The sequence below is a fragment of the Streptococcus mitis genome, assembly GCF_000722705.1.
In the GTDB taxonomy this organism is placed as follows: domain Bacteria; phylum Bacillota; class Bacilli; order Lactobacillales; family Streptococcaceae; genus Streptococcus; species Streptococcus mitis_P.
In genome coordinates this window covers 118,099-134,846 of record NZ_JPFW01000007.1, presented here as the reverse complement: position 1 = coordinate 134,846, position 16,748 = coordinate 118,099, and the positions used below count along the sequence as shown (strand labels likewise).

Annotated in this window: 18 protein-coding genes and 1 pseudogene; 1 reads left to right on the top strand and 18 read right to left on the bottom strand. The window is 42.8% G+C overall.

Annotated elements, in window-relative coordinates; all coding sequences use genetic code 11:
* Positions 1-18: 18 nt before the first annotated feature.
* From murB to budA, 3 genes are all read right to left on the bottom strand, one after another.
* On the bottom strand, positions 19-924 hold the full coding sequence (murB, locus tag SK642_RS03365; RefSeq protein WP_033683373.1) for a UDP-N-acetylmuramate dehydrogenase: 906 nt from the start codon (positions 922-924) through the stop codon (positions 19-21).
* A 112-nt stretch (positions 925-1,036) separates the two neighbouring features.
* Positions 1,037-1,789 carry a YhfC family intramembrane metalloprotease gene (locus SK642_RS03360; RefSeq protein ID WP_033683372.1) on the bottom strand — a complete coding sequence of 251 codons (753 nt, stop codon included), beginning with the start codon at positions 1,787-1,789 and terminating at the stop codon, positions 1,037-1,039.
* Between the two features lie 9 nt (positions 1,790-1,798).
* Positions 1,799-2,530 (bottom strand): acetolactate decarboxylase, encoded by a 732-nt coding sequence (gene budA / locus SK642_RS03355; RefSeq protein WP_033683371.1) that lies wholly within the window; start codon positions 2,528-2,530, stop codon positions 1,799-1,801.
* Between the two features lie 140 nt (positions 2,531-2,670).
* Between budA and SK642_RS03350 the strand changes: the two genes are divergently transcribed.
* Positions 2,671-3,942, top strand: coding sequence for a PLP-dependent aminotransferase family protein (locus SK642_RS03350; RefSeq protein ID WP_033683370.1), 1,272 nt, complete (start codon positions 2,671-2,673; stop codon positions 3,940-3,942).
* A gap of 217 nt (positions 3,943-4,159) precedes the next feature.
* On the opposite strand, the gene SK642_RS03340 is transcribed toward SK642_RS03350, so the two are convergent.
* The 15 genes and pseudogenes from SK642_RS03340 to hemW all read right to left on the bottom strand — a co-directional run bounded on the left by SK642_RS03340 (position 4,160) and on the right by hemW (position 16,598).
* Complete coding sequence (locus tag SK642_RS03340; protein ID WP_000837372.1) at positions 4,160-4,975, bottom strand: ABC transporter substrate-binding protein; 816 nt, start codon at positions 4,973-4,975, stop codon at positions 4,160-4,162.
* A gap of 157 nt (positions 4,976-5,132) precedes the next feature.
* Complete coding sequence (phoU, locus tag SK642_RS03335) at positions 5,133-5,786, bottom strand: phosphate signaling complex protein PhoU (protein WP_033683369.1); 654 nt, start codon at positions 5,784-5,786, stop codon at positions 5,133-5,135.
* Between the two features lie 11 nt (positions 5,787-5,797).
* The gene (gene pstB, locus SK642_RS03330; RefSeq protein ID WP_000133485.1) at positions 5,798-6,556 is read right to left on the bottom strand and encodes a phosphate ABC transporter ATP-binding protein PstB; all 759 of its coding nucleotides are present in this window, start codon (positions 6,554-6,556) and stop codon (positions 5,798-5,800) included.
* 12 nt (positions 6,557-6,568) lie between these two features.
* Positions 6,569-7,371 (bottom strand): annotated as a pseudogene (gene pstB / locus SK642_RS03325) (phosphate ABC transporter ATP-binding protein PstB).
* Between the two features lie 10 nt (positions 7,372-7,381).
* Entirely contained in the window at positions 7,382-8,266 is an 885-nt protein-coding gene (gene pstA, locus SK642_RS03320) for a phosphate ABC transporter permease PstA (protein ID WP_033683367.1), read from the bottom strand.
* Positions 8,256-9,173 carry a phosphate ABC transporter permease subunit PstC gene (pstC, locus tag SK642_RS03315; protein ID WP_001070903.1) on the bottom strand — a complete coding sequence of 306 codons (918 nt, stop codon included), beginning with the start codon at positions 9,171-9,173 and terminating at the stop codon, positions 8,256-8,258. Before pstC ends, pstA begins: the two co-directional genes overlap by 11 nt.
* Positions 9,173-10,051: a phosphate ABC transporter substrate-binding protein PstS gene (locus tag SK642_RS03310; RefSeq protein WP_033683366.1), complete on the bottom strand. Its 879-nt coding sequence runs from the start codon at positions 10,049-10,051 to the stop codon at positions 9,173-9,175. Before SK642_RS03310 ends, pstC begins: the two co-directional genes overlap by 1 nt.
* A 219-nt stretch (positions 10,052-10,270) precedes the next feature.
* Positions 10,271-11,575 (bottom strand): RsmF rRNA methyltransferase first C-terminal domain-containing protein, encoded by a 1,305-nt coding sequence (locus SK642_RS03305; protein ID WP_033683365.1) that lies wholly within the window; start codon positions 11,573-11,575, stop codon positions 10,271-10,273.
* Complete coding sequence (locus SK642_RS03300) at positions 11,576-12,349, bottom strand: inositol monophosphatase family protein (protein ID WP_033683364.1); 774 nt, start codon at positions 12,347-12,349, stop codon at positions 11,576-11,578.
* Complete coding sequence (locus tag SK642_RS03295; RefSeq protein ID WP_033683363.1) at positions 12,339-12,617, bottom strand: UPF0223 family protein; 279 nt, start codon at positions 12,615-12,617, stop codon at positions 12,339-12,341. Before SK642_RS03295 ends, SK642_RS03300 begins: the two co-directional genes overlap by 11 nt.
* The gene (locus tag SK642_RS03290; protein ID WP_000631259.1) at positions 12,617-13,018 is read right to left on the bottom strand and encodes a Spx/MgsR family RNA polymerase-binding regulatory protein; all 402 of its coding nucleotides are present in this window, start codon (positions 13,016-13,018) and stop codon (positions 12,617-12,619) included. The genes SK642_RS03295 and SK642_RS03290 overlap by 1 nt, the downstream gene beginning before the upstream one ends.
* 316 nt (positions 13,019-13,334) lie before the next feature.
* Positions 13,335-13,952: a TIGR01906 family membrane protein gene (locus SK642_RS03285; protein ID WP_033683361.1), complete on the bottom strand. Its 618-nt coding sequence runs from the start codon at positions 13,950-13,952 to the stop codon at positions 13,335-13,337.
* Positions 13,942-14,715, bottom strand: a complete 774-nt coding sequence (locus SK642_RS03280) for a TIGR01457 family HAD-type hydrolase (protein ID WP_033683360.1) — start codon at positions 14,713-14,715, stop codon at positions 13,942-13,944. Before SK642_RS03280 ends, SK642_RS03285 begins: the two co-directional genes overlap by 11 nt.
* A 10-nt stretch (positions 14,716-14,725) precedes the next feature.
* Complete coding sequence (locus SK642_RS03275) at positions 14,726-15,463, bottom strand: acyl-[acyl-carrier-protein] thioesterase (RefSeq protein ID WP_033683358.1); 738 nt, start codon at positions 15,461-15,463, stop codon at positions 14,726-14,728.
* A 4-nt stretch (positions 15,464-15,467) separates the two neighbouring features.
* On the bottom strand, positions 15,468-16,598 hold the full coding sequence (hemW, locus tag SK642_RS03270; protein WP_033683357.1) for a radical SAM family heme chaperone HemW: 1,131 nt from the start codon (positions 16,596-16,598) through the stop codon (positions 15,468-15,470).
* Between the last annotated feature and the right edge of the window lie 150 nt (positions 16,599-16,748).

The following is a 16,748-nucleotide window of genomic DNA, read 5'->3' as shown; positions in this document are numbered from 1 at the left end:
CTTTTTAGCTAAAGCTTCCTACTTGCTTTCGCCCAAGATACGAACTTCTCTCTCAAGAGTGACTCCAGAGTGTTCCTTGACTTTTTCAATTACAGACTCAATCAAGTCCTCGTAGTCTTTAGCCGTTCCATCTGCGACATTAATCATAAATCCTGCGTGCTTTTCTGACACTTCTACGCCACCGATACGATAGCCTTTCAAGCCAGCTTCTGAAATTAATTGACCTGCAAAATGCCCTACTGGACGCTTAAAGACCGAACCACAAGATGGGTATTCTAAAGGTTGCTTGAGTTCACGGAGATGCGTCAAGCGATCCATTTCTTGCTTGATAACCTGATGGGCTCCTGGAGCTAGGGCAAATTTAGCTGACAAGACAACTGCACCTGACTCCTGAATAGCTGAATGGCGGTAACCAAAAGCCAAATCTTTGACAGACAGGGTCTCGATTTCTCCATCCTTGGTCAAGACCTTACAAGACTGCAAGATGTGGGCAATCTCGCCACCATAGGCACCCGCATTCATAAAGACCGCACCACCGACGCTCCCTGGAATGCCACAAGCAAACTCAAAGCCAGTCAAACTATGACGAAGGGCAATGCGAGTTGTTTCAATCAAGTTAGCACCAGCTTCTGCTTCAATAGTATAGCCATCAACAGAAACATTATTGAGCTTGTCACACAAGATGACAAATCCACGAATTCCACCATCACGAACGATGATGTTGCTGGCATTTCCAAGAACCATCCAAGGAATATTTTCTTGATTGGCAAATTTAACAACGCGCGCCAACTCAAAACGATTTCGTGGAAAGACCAGATAATCAGCCTCTCCACCTACTTTTGTATAACTATAGCTATGCAAGGGTTCCTTAAAACGGATATCAATCCCTTCTAATATTTCAAGCATTTTTTCTCTTACTGACATGTCACTCTTCCTTTTTAAAAATTCATTCCATTATACCATTTTTAGAGACATTTTACGACCATAAAAAAACCTTGTTTGCTTTTTGAACAAAAAAAGAGGTCCCCCTCTTTTCTTAAGATTTTTTGCAAAAGATTGCCTTGGTTCCATAGGCAACCAGAACGAGCTCTAGTGCTAGGACCACTTCCACCAAAACTGGATTGGTCAACCAGCCAACTTGGGCTAGAGATGGTGCTAGGTCAAAGAAGGCATGGAGTCCATAGGCTGCTAGGAGATATGTCCATTTCTTCTGACGAACAGCTTGGTAAACCCAAACTGTCAAAAGTAATTGGAATCCTAAAGCCAAAATCCGTTCAAAACCAAGCAAATAAATCTGCCAGACAGATAGTGACTGGATGGTTTTCAACATATTTTCAGACAGCAATTGCATAACCTGTGGATTCTGAGTTTGAACTGCCGAAAGAACGATGTAGAGATTAATCAAACTAGTAAGGCCTAGGAAAATCAATTCCAAGCCACCATGCCCCAGTCCATAGGCCAAGGCATCTGCCTTTTCCAAACTTCTCTTTTTCTCCAACCATTTGAAGAAAATAAGACGAGCTGTTTCCTCAAAAAATGCTGCCATGGCTAGTCCATAGATGATATAGACAAGTGGATGATCCTGCAAGAGGGCAATACTACCGTCTTTTTGAGGATGCAAAACCAAGATATGCACCAGTTTTTCTAAAATCTGTGAAGAGACAAAGAAGGCGACAGCCCCCAAGCCCAAGACAGATAAATTAATCTGATATTTCTTTTTGGCATACCAAATGCTTCCTATCAAGAAAGCCAGCAAAAGCACCATGGTAATGATAATATGAATAGTCATTTTCGTCTCCTATTCTGCCTTTTCAATATCTTTTCTCATCTCTTCAACATTGAACTTAGCAAACAAGTATTGACGGTCTTGGACAGGAAAACGTTGGTCCAATTGGTCAACAGCTCCCACCTCGATAATACCTTCCTTGATGACAAAGTCCATGACATGTCCACCGAAAGTCAAATCATCTGATATGAAGTGCAGATGGTAGCCTGCCACACTGACCCCATGGAAAATCTCAGGCGTCCAGAAACCAACGATGGTTCCCGCCACATTGTCACGACTATATTCTGGTTGATGGGTTGCGACATCAGCAAACTTGGTATCTGGTGTCGACTTGGGAATCATGCGCACATGCATATGCGAAAATTTCCCACGAATCTTGATAGAGCGGAAAAGATTTTCCCCATCATAATAAGACTCGATTCGCTCTTCCAATTCCTTGTCTGTCATCTCAAAGCGCTGGCGGAAAATGACCTCTGCCTGATGCGGTACCACTGCTGCATAAGGAATAAGGGCATCTGGTGACACTTCCACAATTTCTGGCTGGTCTCCTGACCCTTTGGCCTGATAAGCCTTGCCATCTAAGACAATCAATTCCCCATCAATGGAATCCAAGGTTCCCAAACCAAGGTCACCATGCTCTAGCAATTCTCCTACTGTCATGGTACCACCATAAAGGCCAGCCATCAAGGCTCCAAGGGTATTGTATTGAAATAATTTCACTGGTTCCTGCACGTTCTTATCCATTCACTTTCTTATCTGTTATTCTATAAATGTTACTCCTAAGTATACCACATTTGCCCCTAGATGTGAACGAGAGAAACACTCTAGACATTGCCAAGAAGGAAAAAAAAGGTACAATGTAACAAAATCAAGGGAGGTCTGGAATGAAGAAACAAAGCAAGTACCAAGAGGTCGTTTCCTATCTGAAAAATGGTATCGAGTCTGGATGCTTTCCGACGGGTAGTCGCCTGCCTTCTATCCGTCAACTGAGCCTTGACTTCCACTGTAGCAAGGACACCATTCAGCGAGCCCTGCTAGAATTACGACACGAACAATACCTCTACGCCAAGCCCCAGAGTGGCTACTATGTCCTAGAACAAGGGCAACATCAGGACCTAGAAATCGAGGTTACCGACGAACATGCCAGTGCCTATGACGATTTCCGACTCTGTGTCAATGAAACCCTGATTGGACGGGAAAACTACCTTTTTAACTACTATGACAACCAAGAAGGATTAGAAGACCTAAGACAGTCCATTCACAAACTACTCTTTGACCAAGCTCTCTACTGCAAGGCTGACCAACTAGTACTGACTTCTGGGACCCAACAAGCCCTTTTTATCCTCTCTCAAATTTCCTTTCCTAGCCAAGCCAAGGAAATCTTGGTGGAACAGCCGACCTACCATCGGATGAATCGTCTCTTGATTGCTCAGGGGTTAGACTATCAAACGATTGAACGAGGCATTGATGGAATTGACTTGGTGGAACTTGAACAGCATTTCCAGACGGGAAAAATCAAGTTTTTCTACACTATTCCTCGTTTTCACTATCCTCTGGGACATTCCTATTCAGAGCAGGACAAACGAGCTATTCTTGACTTAGCAGCTAAGTATGGTGTTTATATCGTCGAAGATGATTATCTGGGGGATTTGGACTCCAAGAAGGGCCAGACCTTCCACTATCTGGATACAGAAGAGCGCGTTATTTATATCAAGTCCTTCTCAACCAGCCTCTTTCCAGCCCTGCGGATTACGTCGCTCATTCTTCCAAATGCTATCAAGGGAGCCTTTGTTTCCTACAAAAATATCCTAGATTACGACAGCAACCTCATCATGCAAAAGGCCCTGTCACTCTATATTGACAGTCAACTGTTTGAGAAAAATCGTCTGGCTCGCTTGTCCAATCAGGAAACTTACCAAAAACAAATCGAGGAAAGTTTAACCAAAACACCTTGTCCCCTGCCTCACTATCCCCTTCACGATGGTTTATTGCTAGACCTCAGACAGTATCCTAAAATCGCCAGCCTAAAACACAGTCAACTGGGCTTAGACTTCTTTGAAGAGGCTTACTTGGATAACTGCCCTTATCAATTTGCCAAGGTATCCTTAGAAAATCTGGAAAATGTTTTAAACTATTTAAAAGCAGAATTGGACTGACTTCCAACTCTGCTTTTTTCTTATACTCTTCGAAAATCTCTTCAAACCACGTCAGCGTCGCCTTACCGTAGATATGGTTACTGACTTCGTCAGTTCTATCCACAACCTCAAAACCATGTTTTGAGCTGACTTCGTCAGTCTTATCTACAACCTCAAAGCAGTGCTTTGAGCAACCTGCGGCTAGCTTCCTAGTTTGCTCTTTGATTTTCATTGAGTATTATTCTTCAACTTCTGTTAGGGTTGCCGCTTTTTCAAGATATTTTTGATAGGTGCCGTCATCCTTGAGTTTTTGGATGACCTTGTCCACCACTTCTTTCAAATCAGCACTATTTTTTCTAAGGGCAACTGCATTGGCTTCGCCATCCTTCATCTTCAAGCTGACAGTTGCGACAGCTAGGTCTGCATTTTTAGCAGCATAGCTAAGAGCAACAGGCTCATCCATGTGAACAGCATCTACTTTTCCAGCCTGCAATTCATTGACAGCTTCACCCATATTGGTTAGGGAAGTCAATTGAGCTTTTGGCAACTGTTCCTTGACCATAGATTCTGGAACAGTCCCTTTTTGGGCCGCAATATTAGCACTTTCAAGGCTAGTTAAATCCTTGTATTTTTCTACATCAGCCTTACGAACCAAGAAACTAATCTTGTTTTCATAGTAAGGGATTGAAAAATCAAAGACTTCTTTTCTCTCGTCAGTAGCGCTAATTCCTGCAACCGCTAGGTCAGCCTTCCCAGTTTGAAGACTGGTCAAGACATTGTCAAAACTCATGCTTGAAATTTCCAACTTCACCCCAAGTTCATCAGCGATAGCTTGGGCCATATCAATATCCGCACCGACTACCTGATTTTTTCCATCAACTAAGGATTGGAATTCAAAGGGTGCATAGTCAGGACTAGTCGCCACAACTAATTTCCCCTTTTGCTTAATGGCCTCAACAGCTGACTGAGAACCATTAGAACCCGACTGGCAAGCTACTAAGAAGAAACTTGCAAGAAAACTACATAAAACAAATATCCATTTTTTTGATTTCATAAATAAACAACCTCTCTGTTAATTTTGTATAATTATAACGCTATCCAAGTTGCTTGTCAAGTGTTTTTTGAATTTTTATCTTAAAAATATTTTTTTCATTCAATAAAAGGAGCTATCAGTTGATTTTAAGCTCCTTTTTATACAGAATGAATCTATTTTATAGTTCGACAATCTTACCTGTTTCAAAGTAAACAACCCATTCACAGATATTCTTAGCATAATCTCCAATACGTTCCAAGAAGGCAATCACTTGGAAATAATCACGACCTGTAACGATGGCATCTGGATTTTTCTTGATTTCTTCTGTAGCTAGGTCACGAATGCTATCAAAGTATTGGTTGATTTTTTCGTCCATGGCTGCTACTTCATAGGCCTGATCTACTGAACCATTCAGATAGAGGTCAAGGGCTGCTTCGACGAAGTTCTTGACATCGCGACCCATTCTCTTGATTTCTTCTTCAACAGCTGGGATGCGTTGCTCCCCTTTCATACGGATTGCCGCTTTGGCAATAGAAACAGCATGGTCACCCATACGTTCCAAGTCAGACACGGCCTTCAAGACTGTCAAAACGGTACGCAAGTCCTGAGAAACGGGTTGTTGAAGAGCAATCATTTCAAATGATTTCTTCTCCAATTTCACTTCGTATTCATTTACTTCTGCATCGTCTTCGATGACTTCCTTGGCCAAATCACGGTCATGCGTAACAAAGGCACGTACCGTACGATTGATTTGGGATAGCACTTCTTGTCCCATTGCATAGAACTGGTTGTGCAATTTCTCTAAATCTTCTTCAAATTGAGAACGTAACATCATTTATCTCCTTATCCAAATTTTCCTGAAATGTAATCTTCTGTTTCCTTGTGTTGTGGGTTGAGGAACATCTTCTTGGTATCGTTAAACTCAATCAAATCTCCATCAAGGAAAAATCCTGTCTTGTCAGAGATACGAGAGGCTTGTTGCATAGAACGCGTAACCAAGAGCATGGTGTATTTATTTTTTAGCCCATACAAGGTTTCCTCAATCTTCCCAGCAGAGATAGGATCCAAGGCTGAAGTCGGTTCATCCAAGAGAATGATTTTAGGACTGGTTGCCAAGACACGGGCAACGCAGACACGTTGTTGTTGTCCACCTGAAAGGCCAATAGCTGAATCATGTAGGCGGTCCTTGACCTCATCCCAGATAGAAGCACGCTGCAAGGCTTTTTCCACTGCTTCATCTAGAACTTGCTTGTCCTTCACTCCATTGATACGAAGTCCGTAGACAACATTTTCGTAGATGGACATAGGGAAAGGATTTGGCTGTTGGAAGACCATACCGATTTCCTTTCGCAATTCAACTGTATCTGTACGTGGGCTGTAAATGTTGTGACCGTTGTAAACCACCGAACCAGTTGTGGTCACCTCTGGATTGAGATCCCCCATACGGTTGATAGCCTTGAGGAGGGTTGATTTTCCTGATCCAGATGGACCAATCAAGGCTGTAATTTCCTTGGGTTGAAAAGATAGGGAAACACTATTCAAGGCCTTTTTTTGATTGTAGTAAACGGACAGGTCTGACACCTGTAAAATCGCTTCTGTCATACTGTTTCCTTTCTATCCAAAGTGTCCTGTTACGTAGTCATTGGTTGACTGTAGTTTGGCATTTTGGAAAATATTAGACGTCTTATCGTACTCGATCAAGTCACCCAAGTAGAAAAATCCTGTGTAGTCACTAGCACGCGCAGCCTGCTGCATACTGTGGGTCACGATGATGATGGTGAAGTCCTTCTTCAATTCCAGCATGGTTTCTTCCAGCTGGGCTGTCGCAATCGGATCCAAGGCTGACGCAGGCTCATCCATCAAGAGAATGTCAGGTTTGACCGAAATAGCACGAGCGATACAAAGACGTTGCTGCTGACCACCTGATAGGGTCAAGGCTGACTTGTGCAAATCGTCTTTGACCTGATCCCAAAGGGCAGCCTGACGAAGAGAAGTTTCCACAATTTCATCCAAGACTTGCTTGTCCTTAACCCCTGCACGTTCATGGGCAAAAGTAATATTGCGGTAGATAGACTTGGCAAAGGGATTTGGTCGTTGGAAGACCATTCCGATGTGCTTACGCATCTCATAAACATTGATTTCTGGACGGTTAACATCAATCCCTTGATAGAGGATTTGACCTGTGACCTTGGCAATATCAATCGTATCATTCATACGATTGAGGCTGCGGAGGTAGGTTGATTTTCCTGATCCAGATGGGCCAATTAAGGCTGTAATCTTATTTTTTCAAATTGCATATCGATGCCCTTGATGGATTCTTTTTTACCGTAGTAAACATGTAAATCCTTAGTAGAGAGGGCCACTTTCTCTTCAGGAAAGGTGATGATATGCTTTTCATCCCAATTATATTTTGACATGGCTTCTCCTTTAGGCAGCGGTTAATTTCTTATGTAGGTAGCTTCCGAGTTTGCGGGCTCCAAAGTTAAAGATGAGGATAAAGATAAGGAGCACGGCGGCAGAACCTGCTGATACGATAGTTCCATCTGGAATGGTTCCTTCACTATTGACCTTCCAGATGTGGACAGCCAAGGTTTCTGCTTGACGGAAGATAGAGATTGGGCTAGTCACACTGAGAATATTCCAGTTAGACCAGTCTAGGGCTGGAGCGGATTGTCCTGCTGTATAGATAAGTGCAGCCGCCTCACCAAAGATACGGCCAGAGGCCAAGACAACCCCCGTGACAATACCTGGTAGAGCTTCTGGAATGACCACATGGACCACTGTCTCCCAACGAGAAATCCCAAGGGCTAGACCAGCCTCACGTTGCGTATGGTGAACGTGTTTCAAACTATCTTCAACATTACGAGTCATCTGAGGCAGATTAAAGACCGTCAATGCCAAGGCACCTGAAATGATTGAAAATCCATACTCAAACTGAACTACAAATATTAAGTAACCAAAGAGACCTACAACCACAGATGGCAGTGAAGACAAGATTTCAATACAGGTTCTGACAAAATTGGTCACAGGACCTTTTTTGGCATATTCAGCTAGGAAAATCCCAGCTCCCATAGACAAGGGCACAGAGATAATCAAGGTAATGATCAAAAGGAAGAAGGAATTATAGAGCTGAATTCCAATCCCTCCACCTGCTTGGTAAGAAGATGATTTGCCAGTCAAGAAAGACCAAGAGATGTGGGGCAAACCACGAACCAAGATATAAAGAATCAAGGATGCCAAGATGGCAACGATAATTCCTGCAATTGAGTAGAGGACAGCTGTTGCAATTTTATCTAATTTCTTAGCGTGCATAGTTTTTCTTTCCTCTTTCTTTCGTAATCAATTTAATCACACTGTTGAAGGCTAAACTCATCAAGAGCAAGACTAAGGCCAAGGACCAGAGAACGTTATTATCAACTGTTCCCATAACGGTATTTCCGATACCCATGGTCAACACAGAGGTCAAGGTCGCAGCAGGTGTTGTCAATGAAGTCGGGACAACGGCTGAGTTTCCGACTACCATCTGAATAGCCAAGGCCTCACCAAAGGCACGCGCCATCCCAAAGACCACCGCTGTGAAAATCCCTGAACGCGCCGCCTTCAAGGTCACGCGCCAGATGGTTTGCCAACGAGTGGCTCCCATAGCCAAACTAGCTTCGCGGTAGTGACGAGGCACCGCACGCAAGCTGTCCGTTGTCATAAAGGTTACCGTTGGTAAAATCATGACAAAGAGAACGAAAATCCCTGACAAAATCCCAAAACCAGTCCCACCAAAGACACTACGGACAAAAGGAACTACGACCTGCAAACCGATAAATCCATACACGACTGAAGGAATCCCAACTAGCAATTCAATGGCTGGTTGCAAGATTCTAGCACCTTTTGGTGAGACCTCGGTCATAAAGACTGCCGCACCAATGGCAAAAGGAGTTGCGATAAGGGCTGATAGGATTGTGACAATAAAGGAGCCCAAAATCATGGGAAGGGCACCAAATTGTTTACCTGAAGGATTCCAAGTTTGTCCAAAGAGGAAATCAAAGATGTTGACCCCATTGACAAAGAAGGTCGACAAGCCTTTCTGAGCTACGAAAATCAAAATCATGGCCACAATGATGACAATCAAAGACAGGCAGGCAAAGGTCAAGCCTTTTCCTAATTTCTCTAGACGAGAGTTCTTTGAGGGAGAAAGTAATTTTTTAGCTAATTCTTCTTGATTCATTAGTGACTCCCTTCTAGTGCTGTCACCGTTCCTACAGCATCTTTTTCAACCTTCATTTCCTTAACAGAAATATAGCCCATTCCCTTAACGATTCCGCTTTGCGCTTCATCTGAGAGGACAAAGTTGAGAAATTCTGCCACCAATTCATTGGGCTGACCTAGGGTGTACATGTGTTCATAAGACCACAAAGGCCAGTTATTACTTGTAACATTTTCTGCAATCGGCTCATAGCCATTCAACTTCATGCGTTTCACCGAGTCATCCACATAGGCAAAGGCTAGGTAAGAAATGGCTCCTGGTGTCTGGGAAACAATGTTTTTGACCATCCCATTTGAATCCTGTTCTTGACTCTGCACGGCAGATTGACCATCCATGATAACACTATCAAAGGTTGCACGCGAACCAGAACTTGCCGCGCGGTTGATAATGGAAATGGCTAGGTCTTTCCCACCGACTTCTTTCCAGTTGGTCACTTGACCTGTGAAGATGCTGCGGAGTTGTTCAGTTGTCAGATTTTCAACGTCAACTTCCTTATTTACAATCACTGCCAAGCCCGCTACGGCTACCTTATGGTCCACTAGAGCGGATGCGTTGATACCGTCTTTTTCCTCGGCAAATACGTCTGAATTTCCTACATCAACAGCTCCAGACTGAACCTGAGACAAGCCTGTACCAGATCCACCACCTTGGACATTAACTGTTTTTCCAACGTGCAGAGAGCCAAATTCATCTGCTGCTGCTTCGACCAAGGGCTGAAGAGCCGTTGAGCCAACAGCTGTCATGGATTCTCCACGATCAATCCAGCTAGCACATCCCGCCAAAGAACCTACCAGCAAAAGAGCTGCAAGGGATAGAGCGAGTTTTTTCCTTTTTTTCACTGTTTTTCTCCTTGAAAATAATGGTGAATGCTGTGAATTTTTTCAACTATTTATTTATGTTTTTCTTTTGAAAATTGGGAGCCAACTGAAGTTCTTAGCTTGATTTTACTTGAAATTTACTCAGTTATCTTCTCCACCAATTTTGACTTAAAATGAAAGACAATTTGAAAAAATCCATACTTCCACTATAACATAGACAAGCTACTTTGACTAGCATTTTCACTTGAATCTGAGGCCTTTTGGAAAATAATTTTTCAAAACATTTCCAGTCACCTTAGCAAAGCCCAACCCATTGCCTTGAACCAAAACTTGATACCAACCATTTGGCAGACTTTCCGACAGCTGAATGGTTTCTCCAGCCACATACTTTACAAACTCTTCTTGATCAATTGTAACGGACTGCTTGACCTGACTCGGTTTCAAGGCTAGTCCAAGAGCGAAACTAGGCTCAAAGCGTTTCTTCTTAAAGGTACCCAGATGTAGTCCATTGCGAGCAATCTTGAGCTTCCCTAAATCTGGCAAAAGTTCTGGCAAGAGATAGAGTTGGTCACCAAACGTCTGCAAGATTCCTCTTAGATTGACCTTTAAGTGATTTTGGGCAAATTCCTGCCACAAAGCAAGCTGTTCACGGCTGAGGTTACTCTTACTTGCCTTACATTTAGGTGCTGTATTTTCACCTTTAAATTGTAAATGGGCGACAAACTGACCCTCTCCCTTAAACTGATGAGGGTACATCCGAGCCGTTTCTTGCAGGTCAATACCAGCTACCATTCCATTGATATGATCAACTGGCAGCAAATCAAAATCATACTCTTCCAGTAGCCAATTGACAATCTCTTCGTTTTCCTCAGGTGCCCAAGTACAGGTTGAATAAACCAAGCGACCACCTTCAGCTAACATGGTTACCGCATCTGCCAGAATTTCTCTTTGCAAGCTAGCACATTGGCTCGGATAATCAAGGCTCCAATAGTCCATAGCATCTGGTTGCTTACGAAACATCCCTTCCCCAGAGCAAGGAGCATCAAGGACAATAAGGTCAAAATAGCCTTTAAAGACCTTGGCCAAGCGGTCGGCAGATTCATTAGTCACTACGACATTTGTCGCTCCAAAGCGCTCCATGTTTTCTACTAAAATCTTAGCCCGTTTACTTGAAATTTCATTTGAAACAAGGAGACCCTCTCCTGCTAGATAGGCGGCCAGCTGAGTTGATTTTCCACCTGGAGCAGCAGCCAAATCCAAGACCTTCATCCCAGGACTGGGCTGGGCTACCTGAGCCACCATCTGGGCAGCGGGTTCTTGCGAATAAACCAAACCAGTAGCATGCTCAGGCGATTTCCCTGATACCTTCCCATAATGTCCCCAAGGGGTTTGAGGAATGGCATCAGAAAAGGAAAGTTGCTCTTCTTTTAAGGGATTGACCCGAAAGGCAGAAACCGCTTCCTCTTCAAAAGAGGCAAGAAAATCTCTTGCCTCATCTCCTAGTATCTTCTCATATTTTTCAACAAATCCTTCTGGAAATTGCATTTAAGTTCTTTTCCTTTCGTAAATATAGGACTGAATTTCCTCCTGCATCTCAAGAGGCACCATCATGACCGCCTGTCTGGTTTGAAAATTAGGAGTTTCACCAGAAAGAGTCACAATCCGATAGCCCAGACTTTCCCCTAAAATACTAGCAGCAGCATAATCCCATGGTTGCAGATAGGTGACATAGGTCAACAAACGCCCTGACAAAATCTTGGCAAAACTAATGGCCGCACTCCCATAGACACGAACACCGAGGACGGCTCGACTCAAATCAGCCAGCCCCCATTCGTTGGTTTCCAGCATGCCACTATTTCCTGCAATAAGAAAATCTCCAAGTGGTTTTGCTTTAAAGGGAGCTAGGGGCTTATCATTTAGACAAACGGGAAAGGCTCCACCACCGTGATAACAATTCCCTTTGACCACATCATAAATCAGGCCAAACTGGCCTTGACCATTTTCAAAATAAGCCATCATAACAGCAAAATCTTCCTGCTGGGCTACAAAGTTATTGGTACCATCAATCGGATCAATGACCCAAACCTTTCCTTCTTGAACCGAAGCTCGCAGACAACCTTCTTCAGCACAAATCTTATCCTCAGGATAACGAGATAAAATCTCACCCACCAATAGTTCCTGAACTTCCTTGTCCAGTCTGGTCACCAAGTCTGTTGGAGAGGACTTGGTCTCAACACGCAAGTCTTCCTGCATATGGTCAAGGATGTACTGGCCTGCTTTCTTAACAAGTTCTTTAGCAAATTCAAATTTACTTTCCAAGAGAAATCTTTCCTTCCCCTTTTTCCTTAGCAGCCTGAACTACTCGGTAAAGCGAATAGCCACTAACCATTTCAAATTCTCGCCCCAAACGTTTCTCTTCACTCTTGCTTGGCACGACCGCTTTGAATCCCTTATAGGAGTCCAGTAACTTTTTAGCCTCTACCTTGCCTTCATAGGCAGCTTCAACATCATTAAAAAAAGAAAGCACTGAAGCAAGTTCTTCAGTGCTCCACGACAAATCTAGTGGGTAACTATACTGTTTGTTCATTAACTAATACCAGCTCTCATTCTTGCTTCTTTTAGTTCTTGCTTACGATAACTACGGGGGAGAAAAGCACGAATCTCATCTTCATTAAAACCGATTTGCATGCGCTTAGCATCAATAATAATTGGACGACGCAAAAGACTAGGGTACTGCTCAATTAAATGAAGCAATTCCGATACCGAAATACTCTCTACATCAATATTCAATTTTTGAAAAATTTTTGAACGAGTTGAAATGATGTCATCAGTACCATTTTCGGTCAAGGAAAGGATGTGTTGCAATTCTTTTCTTGTTAAAGGACTGGTCATAATATTGTGTTCCACAAATGGAACCTTATGTTTTTCTAACCAGGCCTTAGCCTTACGACATGATGTACAGCTCGGTGATAGAAATAGTGTAATCATGCTTTTCTCTTCTTATCTATACTTTGCTACTTCTATTATACAAAAAAATAAAGCGCTTGACTAGGGATTTTTAGAAAAAAAGCCTATTTTTTCAAGAAAAATAGACTGTTTGCGAACGATTGACTCTGTTTGGATTTGATTAATTCATTCTTATACTCTTCGAAAATCAAATTCAAACTGCGTCAACGTCGCCTTGCCGTACTCAAGTACAGCCTGCAGCTAGTTTCCTAGTTTGCTCTTTGATTTTCATTGAGTATTGACAATAGTTTCAAATCACATACCTAACTTATTTATTCAAAATAAGAACATCTTAGTATTATTTCCTACGACTTTTCAGGTATAGAAAACCAAAGAAGCTCTCATAGAGGGCGAAAAAGAGGAGGAAGGCATGGAGGAAGAAGGCCTCTGGCAAAATCAGAATAACAGGATCCTTGGCTGGATTAAAAAGCCAGGTATCATCTCCCACAAAGAGAATTTGATGGAAAAGGGTAAAGAATTGATCAAAACCAATCAACACTCCCCCAAGCCCAATCAGCAAAGGCAAGACCACTAGAGCCAAAAGCCCTTTACTAAATAGAGACAAGAAGCCCTTTTTCACAATCCCTTTGACAAAGACATAGAAACTTGGCAGTGTCACTAGAGCTACTAGCTGAACCAAATGAAAGAGATTCTTGACCACTGCGAAATGGTGCAGACCAGCTGCTGACGAACGAAAATCAGGCATCTGCAAGACCTGACTAAAAGGATTAGTCAGATAATTCATCAAGATATGAAAGTTGTATTGAATGGTTTCTGGTTTTAGATAAACTCGATTTGTTAAGTTCAGCCACTGCATCTCTATAGGATAGAAAACCCAAGCCAGATAGATGGTCAGAAGGATTGAAAGGGAGAGGAGAAAGAGCATAGAGCTCCAAAAGGTCAGTTTAGTTCTCATCAAAATCCCACTCCGCAAGGCTAGAAACCACATGTGTCGGTGTGATTGGCAGGTCTGCTACTTCTTCTGCCTTGGTAAAACCTGTTGTCACCAAGAGCGTTGGAATACCATTGTCAATCCCTGCTCGAATATCAGTCAGGTAATTGTCCCCAACCATGATTAATTCTTCACGTCCCAAACCTAAGTGCTCAACCGCCTTGTCCATAATGATGGCATTTGGTTTTCCGATATAAACAGGCTTCACTCGTGTTGCTACTTCAAGGAGAGTTACTAGCGAACCTGCTCCAGGTAAAAGACCACGTTCTGTCGGGATGTTGAGGTCAGGGTTGGTTCCGATAAAGTGGGCACCCTTTTGAATAGCCAGAGTTGCTGTCGCAAATTTTTCGTAATCCACTTGCCAGTCCAAACCTACTACCACATAGGCAGGATTTTCCTTGTCTTCCACATAACCAGCCGCCTTGATGGCTTCCTTGAGCCCTGCTTCACCAATGACATAGACCGTCTTTTCCAGTCCCAAGTCGTTCATATAGTCGATAGTTGCCAAAGTCGCTGTGTAGACAGTCGATAGGGGCGTATCGATATTAAAATTCTGAGCCAGCATCTCCTGAACACTCTCTGGAGTGCGGGTTGTATTGTTGGTCACAAAGAGATAAGGAATATCACGCTTTTGCAATTCATGGACAAAAGCCTCTCCTGCTGGGATTCGATTTTTCCCCTTATAAATAGTTCCGTCTAAATCAATTAAATAGCCTTTGTATTTCATATATTTTACCCTAATCTTTTTTTATTTCTTGCCAAGTGATGATGGCTTGAGCATTGGTAGCCCCGTCGCTTGTAATCTCATGCTTGCTTTCCAGTCCAGTCCGTTCAACAGCCGATGTAATCACCCCACCTGGTCGAACTTCCTTGACATACTTGAGGTTGATTTTCTTGGGAATATACTGGGTCAAAAAATCCGCTCCCATGACCTCAAAAATCCAGTCCAAGTATTTACTGTTATTGACATGACCATTCATATCCAAGTCGTAAAAACGAACATGGTAATCCTTGCTGTTTGGTTCTTCCAAGGAATTATACTTTGGTCCACGGATAAGTTTTTTATCAAACTCAGACTGGTAAGGAGCCACAATCTCAGGTTCAACAGCATGGACTTTTCGACTGTCTCGGTCCATGAGAACAAAGGTCGCCAACATGTGGATGAGTTCCTGTCCTGCTTCATCATAAATGGTAAAGCGACGGTAGCAAAAGAGTCGATTGTAGCTCAAAGCTTCCGTTTCGATGGTGATTTCTTCCGCAAAACGAGGTAAACGAACCACCTCAATATCGTATTCTGTGATAATCCAAACCAGATTATGCTCTTCCAAAATGGCCTTATCACTAACCCCGAGTTCAATCGACTGCATCCCTGAAACTTGCAAGGACAGCAAAATCACATCTGGAAGTTTGATATGACCGTTCATATCAGCCATATCAAAAGGAATCTTCATTTTCATTTGATAAGTTAAGCCCATGATCCTACTCCAAAATAAATCGTTCTGCTACAGTGTCTCCCAAAAAGAGACCTCTTTTTGTCATGCGCACGCGATTACCGTCTATTTGCATGAGACCTTGTTGAACCAAGTCTCTGACAATTTCTCCATAAAGTCCCTCGAAAGACCGTCCAAATTTTTCTTCAAATCGCGCCATAGAGACCCCTGATTTCTTGCGGAGTCCCAGAAACATTTCTTCTTCCATCTGCTCTTTTTGGCTCAGCTGCTCTTCTGTAATACGAGCATTGCCTTCCTCAACTGCACTGAGATAATGACGAATGGGACCATGATTTTTATAGCGCACTCCATTGACATAACCAGATGCCCCAGCACCGATGCCATAGTATTCAGCATTGTCCCAGTACATGAGATTGTGGCGACTTTCAAAACCAGGCTTGGAGAAATTGGAAATCTCATAATGCTCAAAACCAGCTCGCTCCAGCTCTGCGATGATGTACTCAAACATCTCAGCTTCCAGTTCCTCCTTAGGCAGAGGCAATTTCCCTCGTCGCATACGATTCATAAAGACCGTATGATTTTCCAATATCAAGCTATACAAACTCATATGGGGAATATCCAACCCAATGGCCTTAGCTACATTTTCCTTAACTTGCTCCATAGTCTGACCAGGCAGTGCATAAATCAAGTCGATAGAGATATTGTCAAAACCAGCCAGTTTCAGGCGGTCGATATTTTCATAAATATCCTTCTCCAAATGACTGCGCCCAATCTTTTTCAGCATCTTGTCATCAAAGGTCTGCACGCCCAAGGAAACACGATTGACAGCCGAGTTCTTCAAAACAGCAATCTTGTCCGCATCCAAGTCACCTGGATTGGCTTCAATGGTCAATTCTTCCAAGACTGACAAATCCAAGTTTTTAGTCAAGCCATCCAGCAATACCTCCAGTTGCGGAGCCGACAAGGCTGTCGGTGTCCCACCACCGATATAGAGGGTTCGCAACTTTTGAATATCATAGGAACGAAACTCTTCCAGCAGATGCTCCAAATAGCTGTCGACTGGCTGATTCTTGATAAATACTTTTGAAAAGTCACAATAATAACAAATCTGGGTACAAAATGGGATGTGCACATAAGCTGACGTTGGTTTCTTCTGCATAGTAATTATTATACCACAAAAGCGAACAATACTTAGAATTTCGTTTAACAAAATCCTAGCATTGTTCGCTTTCTCTATTCTAAACATTCTTTGTATTTTATGACTAACACGATTCCCAGAACCAATCTAGTTTATCTTTACAATACAAAA

What these genes read in the sequence shown, in the direction of transcription:
- murB (WP_033683373.1), bottom strand. Translation starts at nt 924, where the DNA reads ATGTCAGTAAGAGAAAAAATGCTTGAAATATTAGAAGGGATTGATATC.
- SK642_RS03360 (WP_033683372.1), bottom strand. Translation starts at nt 1,789, where the DNA reads ATGACTATTCATATTATCATTACCATGGTGCTTTTGCTGGCTTTCTTG.
- budA (WP_033683371.1), bottom strand. Translation starts at nt 2,530, where the DNA reads ATGGATAAGAACGTGCAGGAACCAGTGAAATTATTTCAATACAATACC.
- SK642_RS03350 (WP_033683370.1), top strand. Translation starts at nt 2,671, where the DNA reads ATGAAGAAACAAAGCAAGTACCAAGAGGTCGTTTCCTATCTGAAAAAT.
- SK642_RS03340 (WP_000837372.1), bottom strand. Translation starts at nt 4,975, where the DNA reads ATGAAATCAAAAAAATGGATATTTGTTTTATGTAGTTTTCTTGCAAGT.
- phoU (WP_033683369.1), bottom strand. Translation starts at nt 5,786, where the DNA reads ATGTTACGTTCTCAATTTGAAGAAGATTTAGAGAAATTGCACAACCAG.
- pstB (WP_000133485.1), bottom strand. Translation starts at nt 6,556, where the DNA reads ATGACAGAAGCGATTTTACAGGTGTCAGACCTGTCCGTTTACTACAAT.
- pstA (WP_033683367.1), bottom strand. Translation starts at nt 8,266, where the DNA reads ATGCACGCTAAGAAATTAGATAAAATTGCAACAGCTGTCCTCTACTCA.
- pstC (WP_001070903.1), bottom strand. Translation starts at nt 9,173, where the DNA reads ATGAATCAAGAAGAATTAGCTAAAAAATTACTTTCTCCCTCAAAGAAC.
- SK642_RS03305 (WP_033683365.1), bottom strand. Translation starts at nt 11,575, where the DNA reads ATGCAATTTCCAGAAGGATTTGTTGAAAAATATGAGAAGATACTAGGA.
- SK642_RS03295 (WP_033683363.1), bottom strand. Translation starts at nt 12,617, where the DNA reads ATGAACAAACAGTATAGTTACCCACTAGATTTGTCGTGGAGCACTGAA.
- SK642_RS03290 (WP_000631259.1), bottom strand. Translation starts at nt 13,018, where the DNA reads ATGATTACACTATTTCTATCACCGAGCTGTACATCATGTCGTAAGGCT.
- SK642_RS03285 (WP_033683361.1), bottom strand. Translation starts at nt 13,952, where the DNA reads ATGAGAACTAAACTGACCTTTTGGAGCTCTATGCTCTTTCTCCTCTCC.
- SK642_RS03280 (WP_033683360.1), bottom strand. Translation starts at nt 14,715, where the DNA reads ATGAAATACAAAGGCTATTTAATTGATTTAGACGGAACTATTTATAAG.
- SK642_RS03275 (WP_033683358.1), bottom strand. Translation starts at nt 15,463, where the DNA reads ATGGGCTTAACTTATCAAATGAAAATGAAGATTCCTTTTGATATGGCT.
- hemW (WP_033683357.1), bottom strand. Translation starts at nt 16,598, where the DNA reads ATGCAGAAGAAACCAACGTCAGCTTATGTGCACATCCCATTTTGTACC.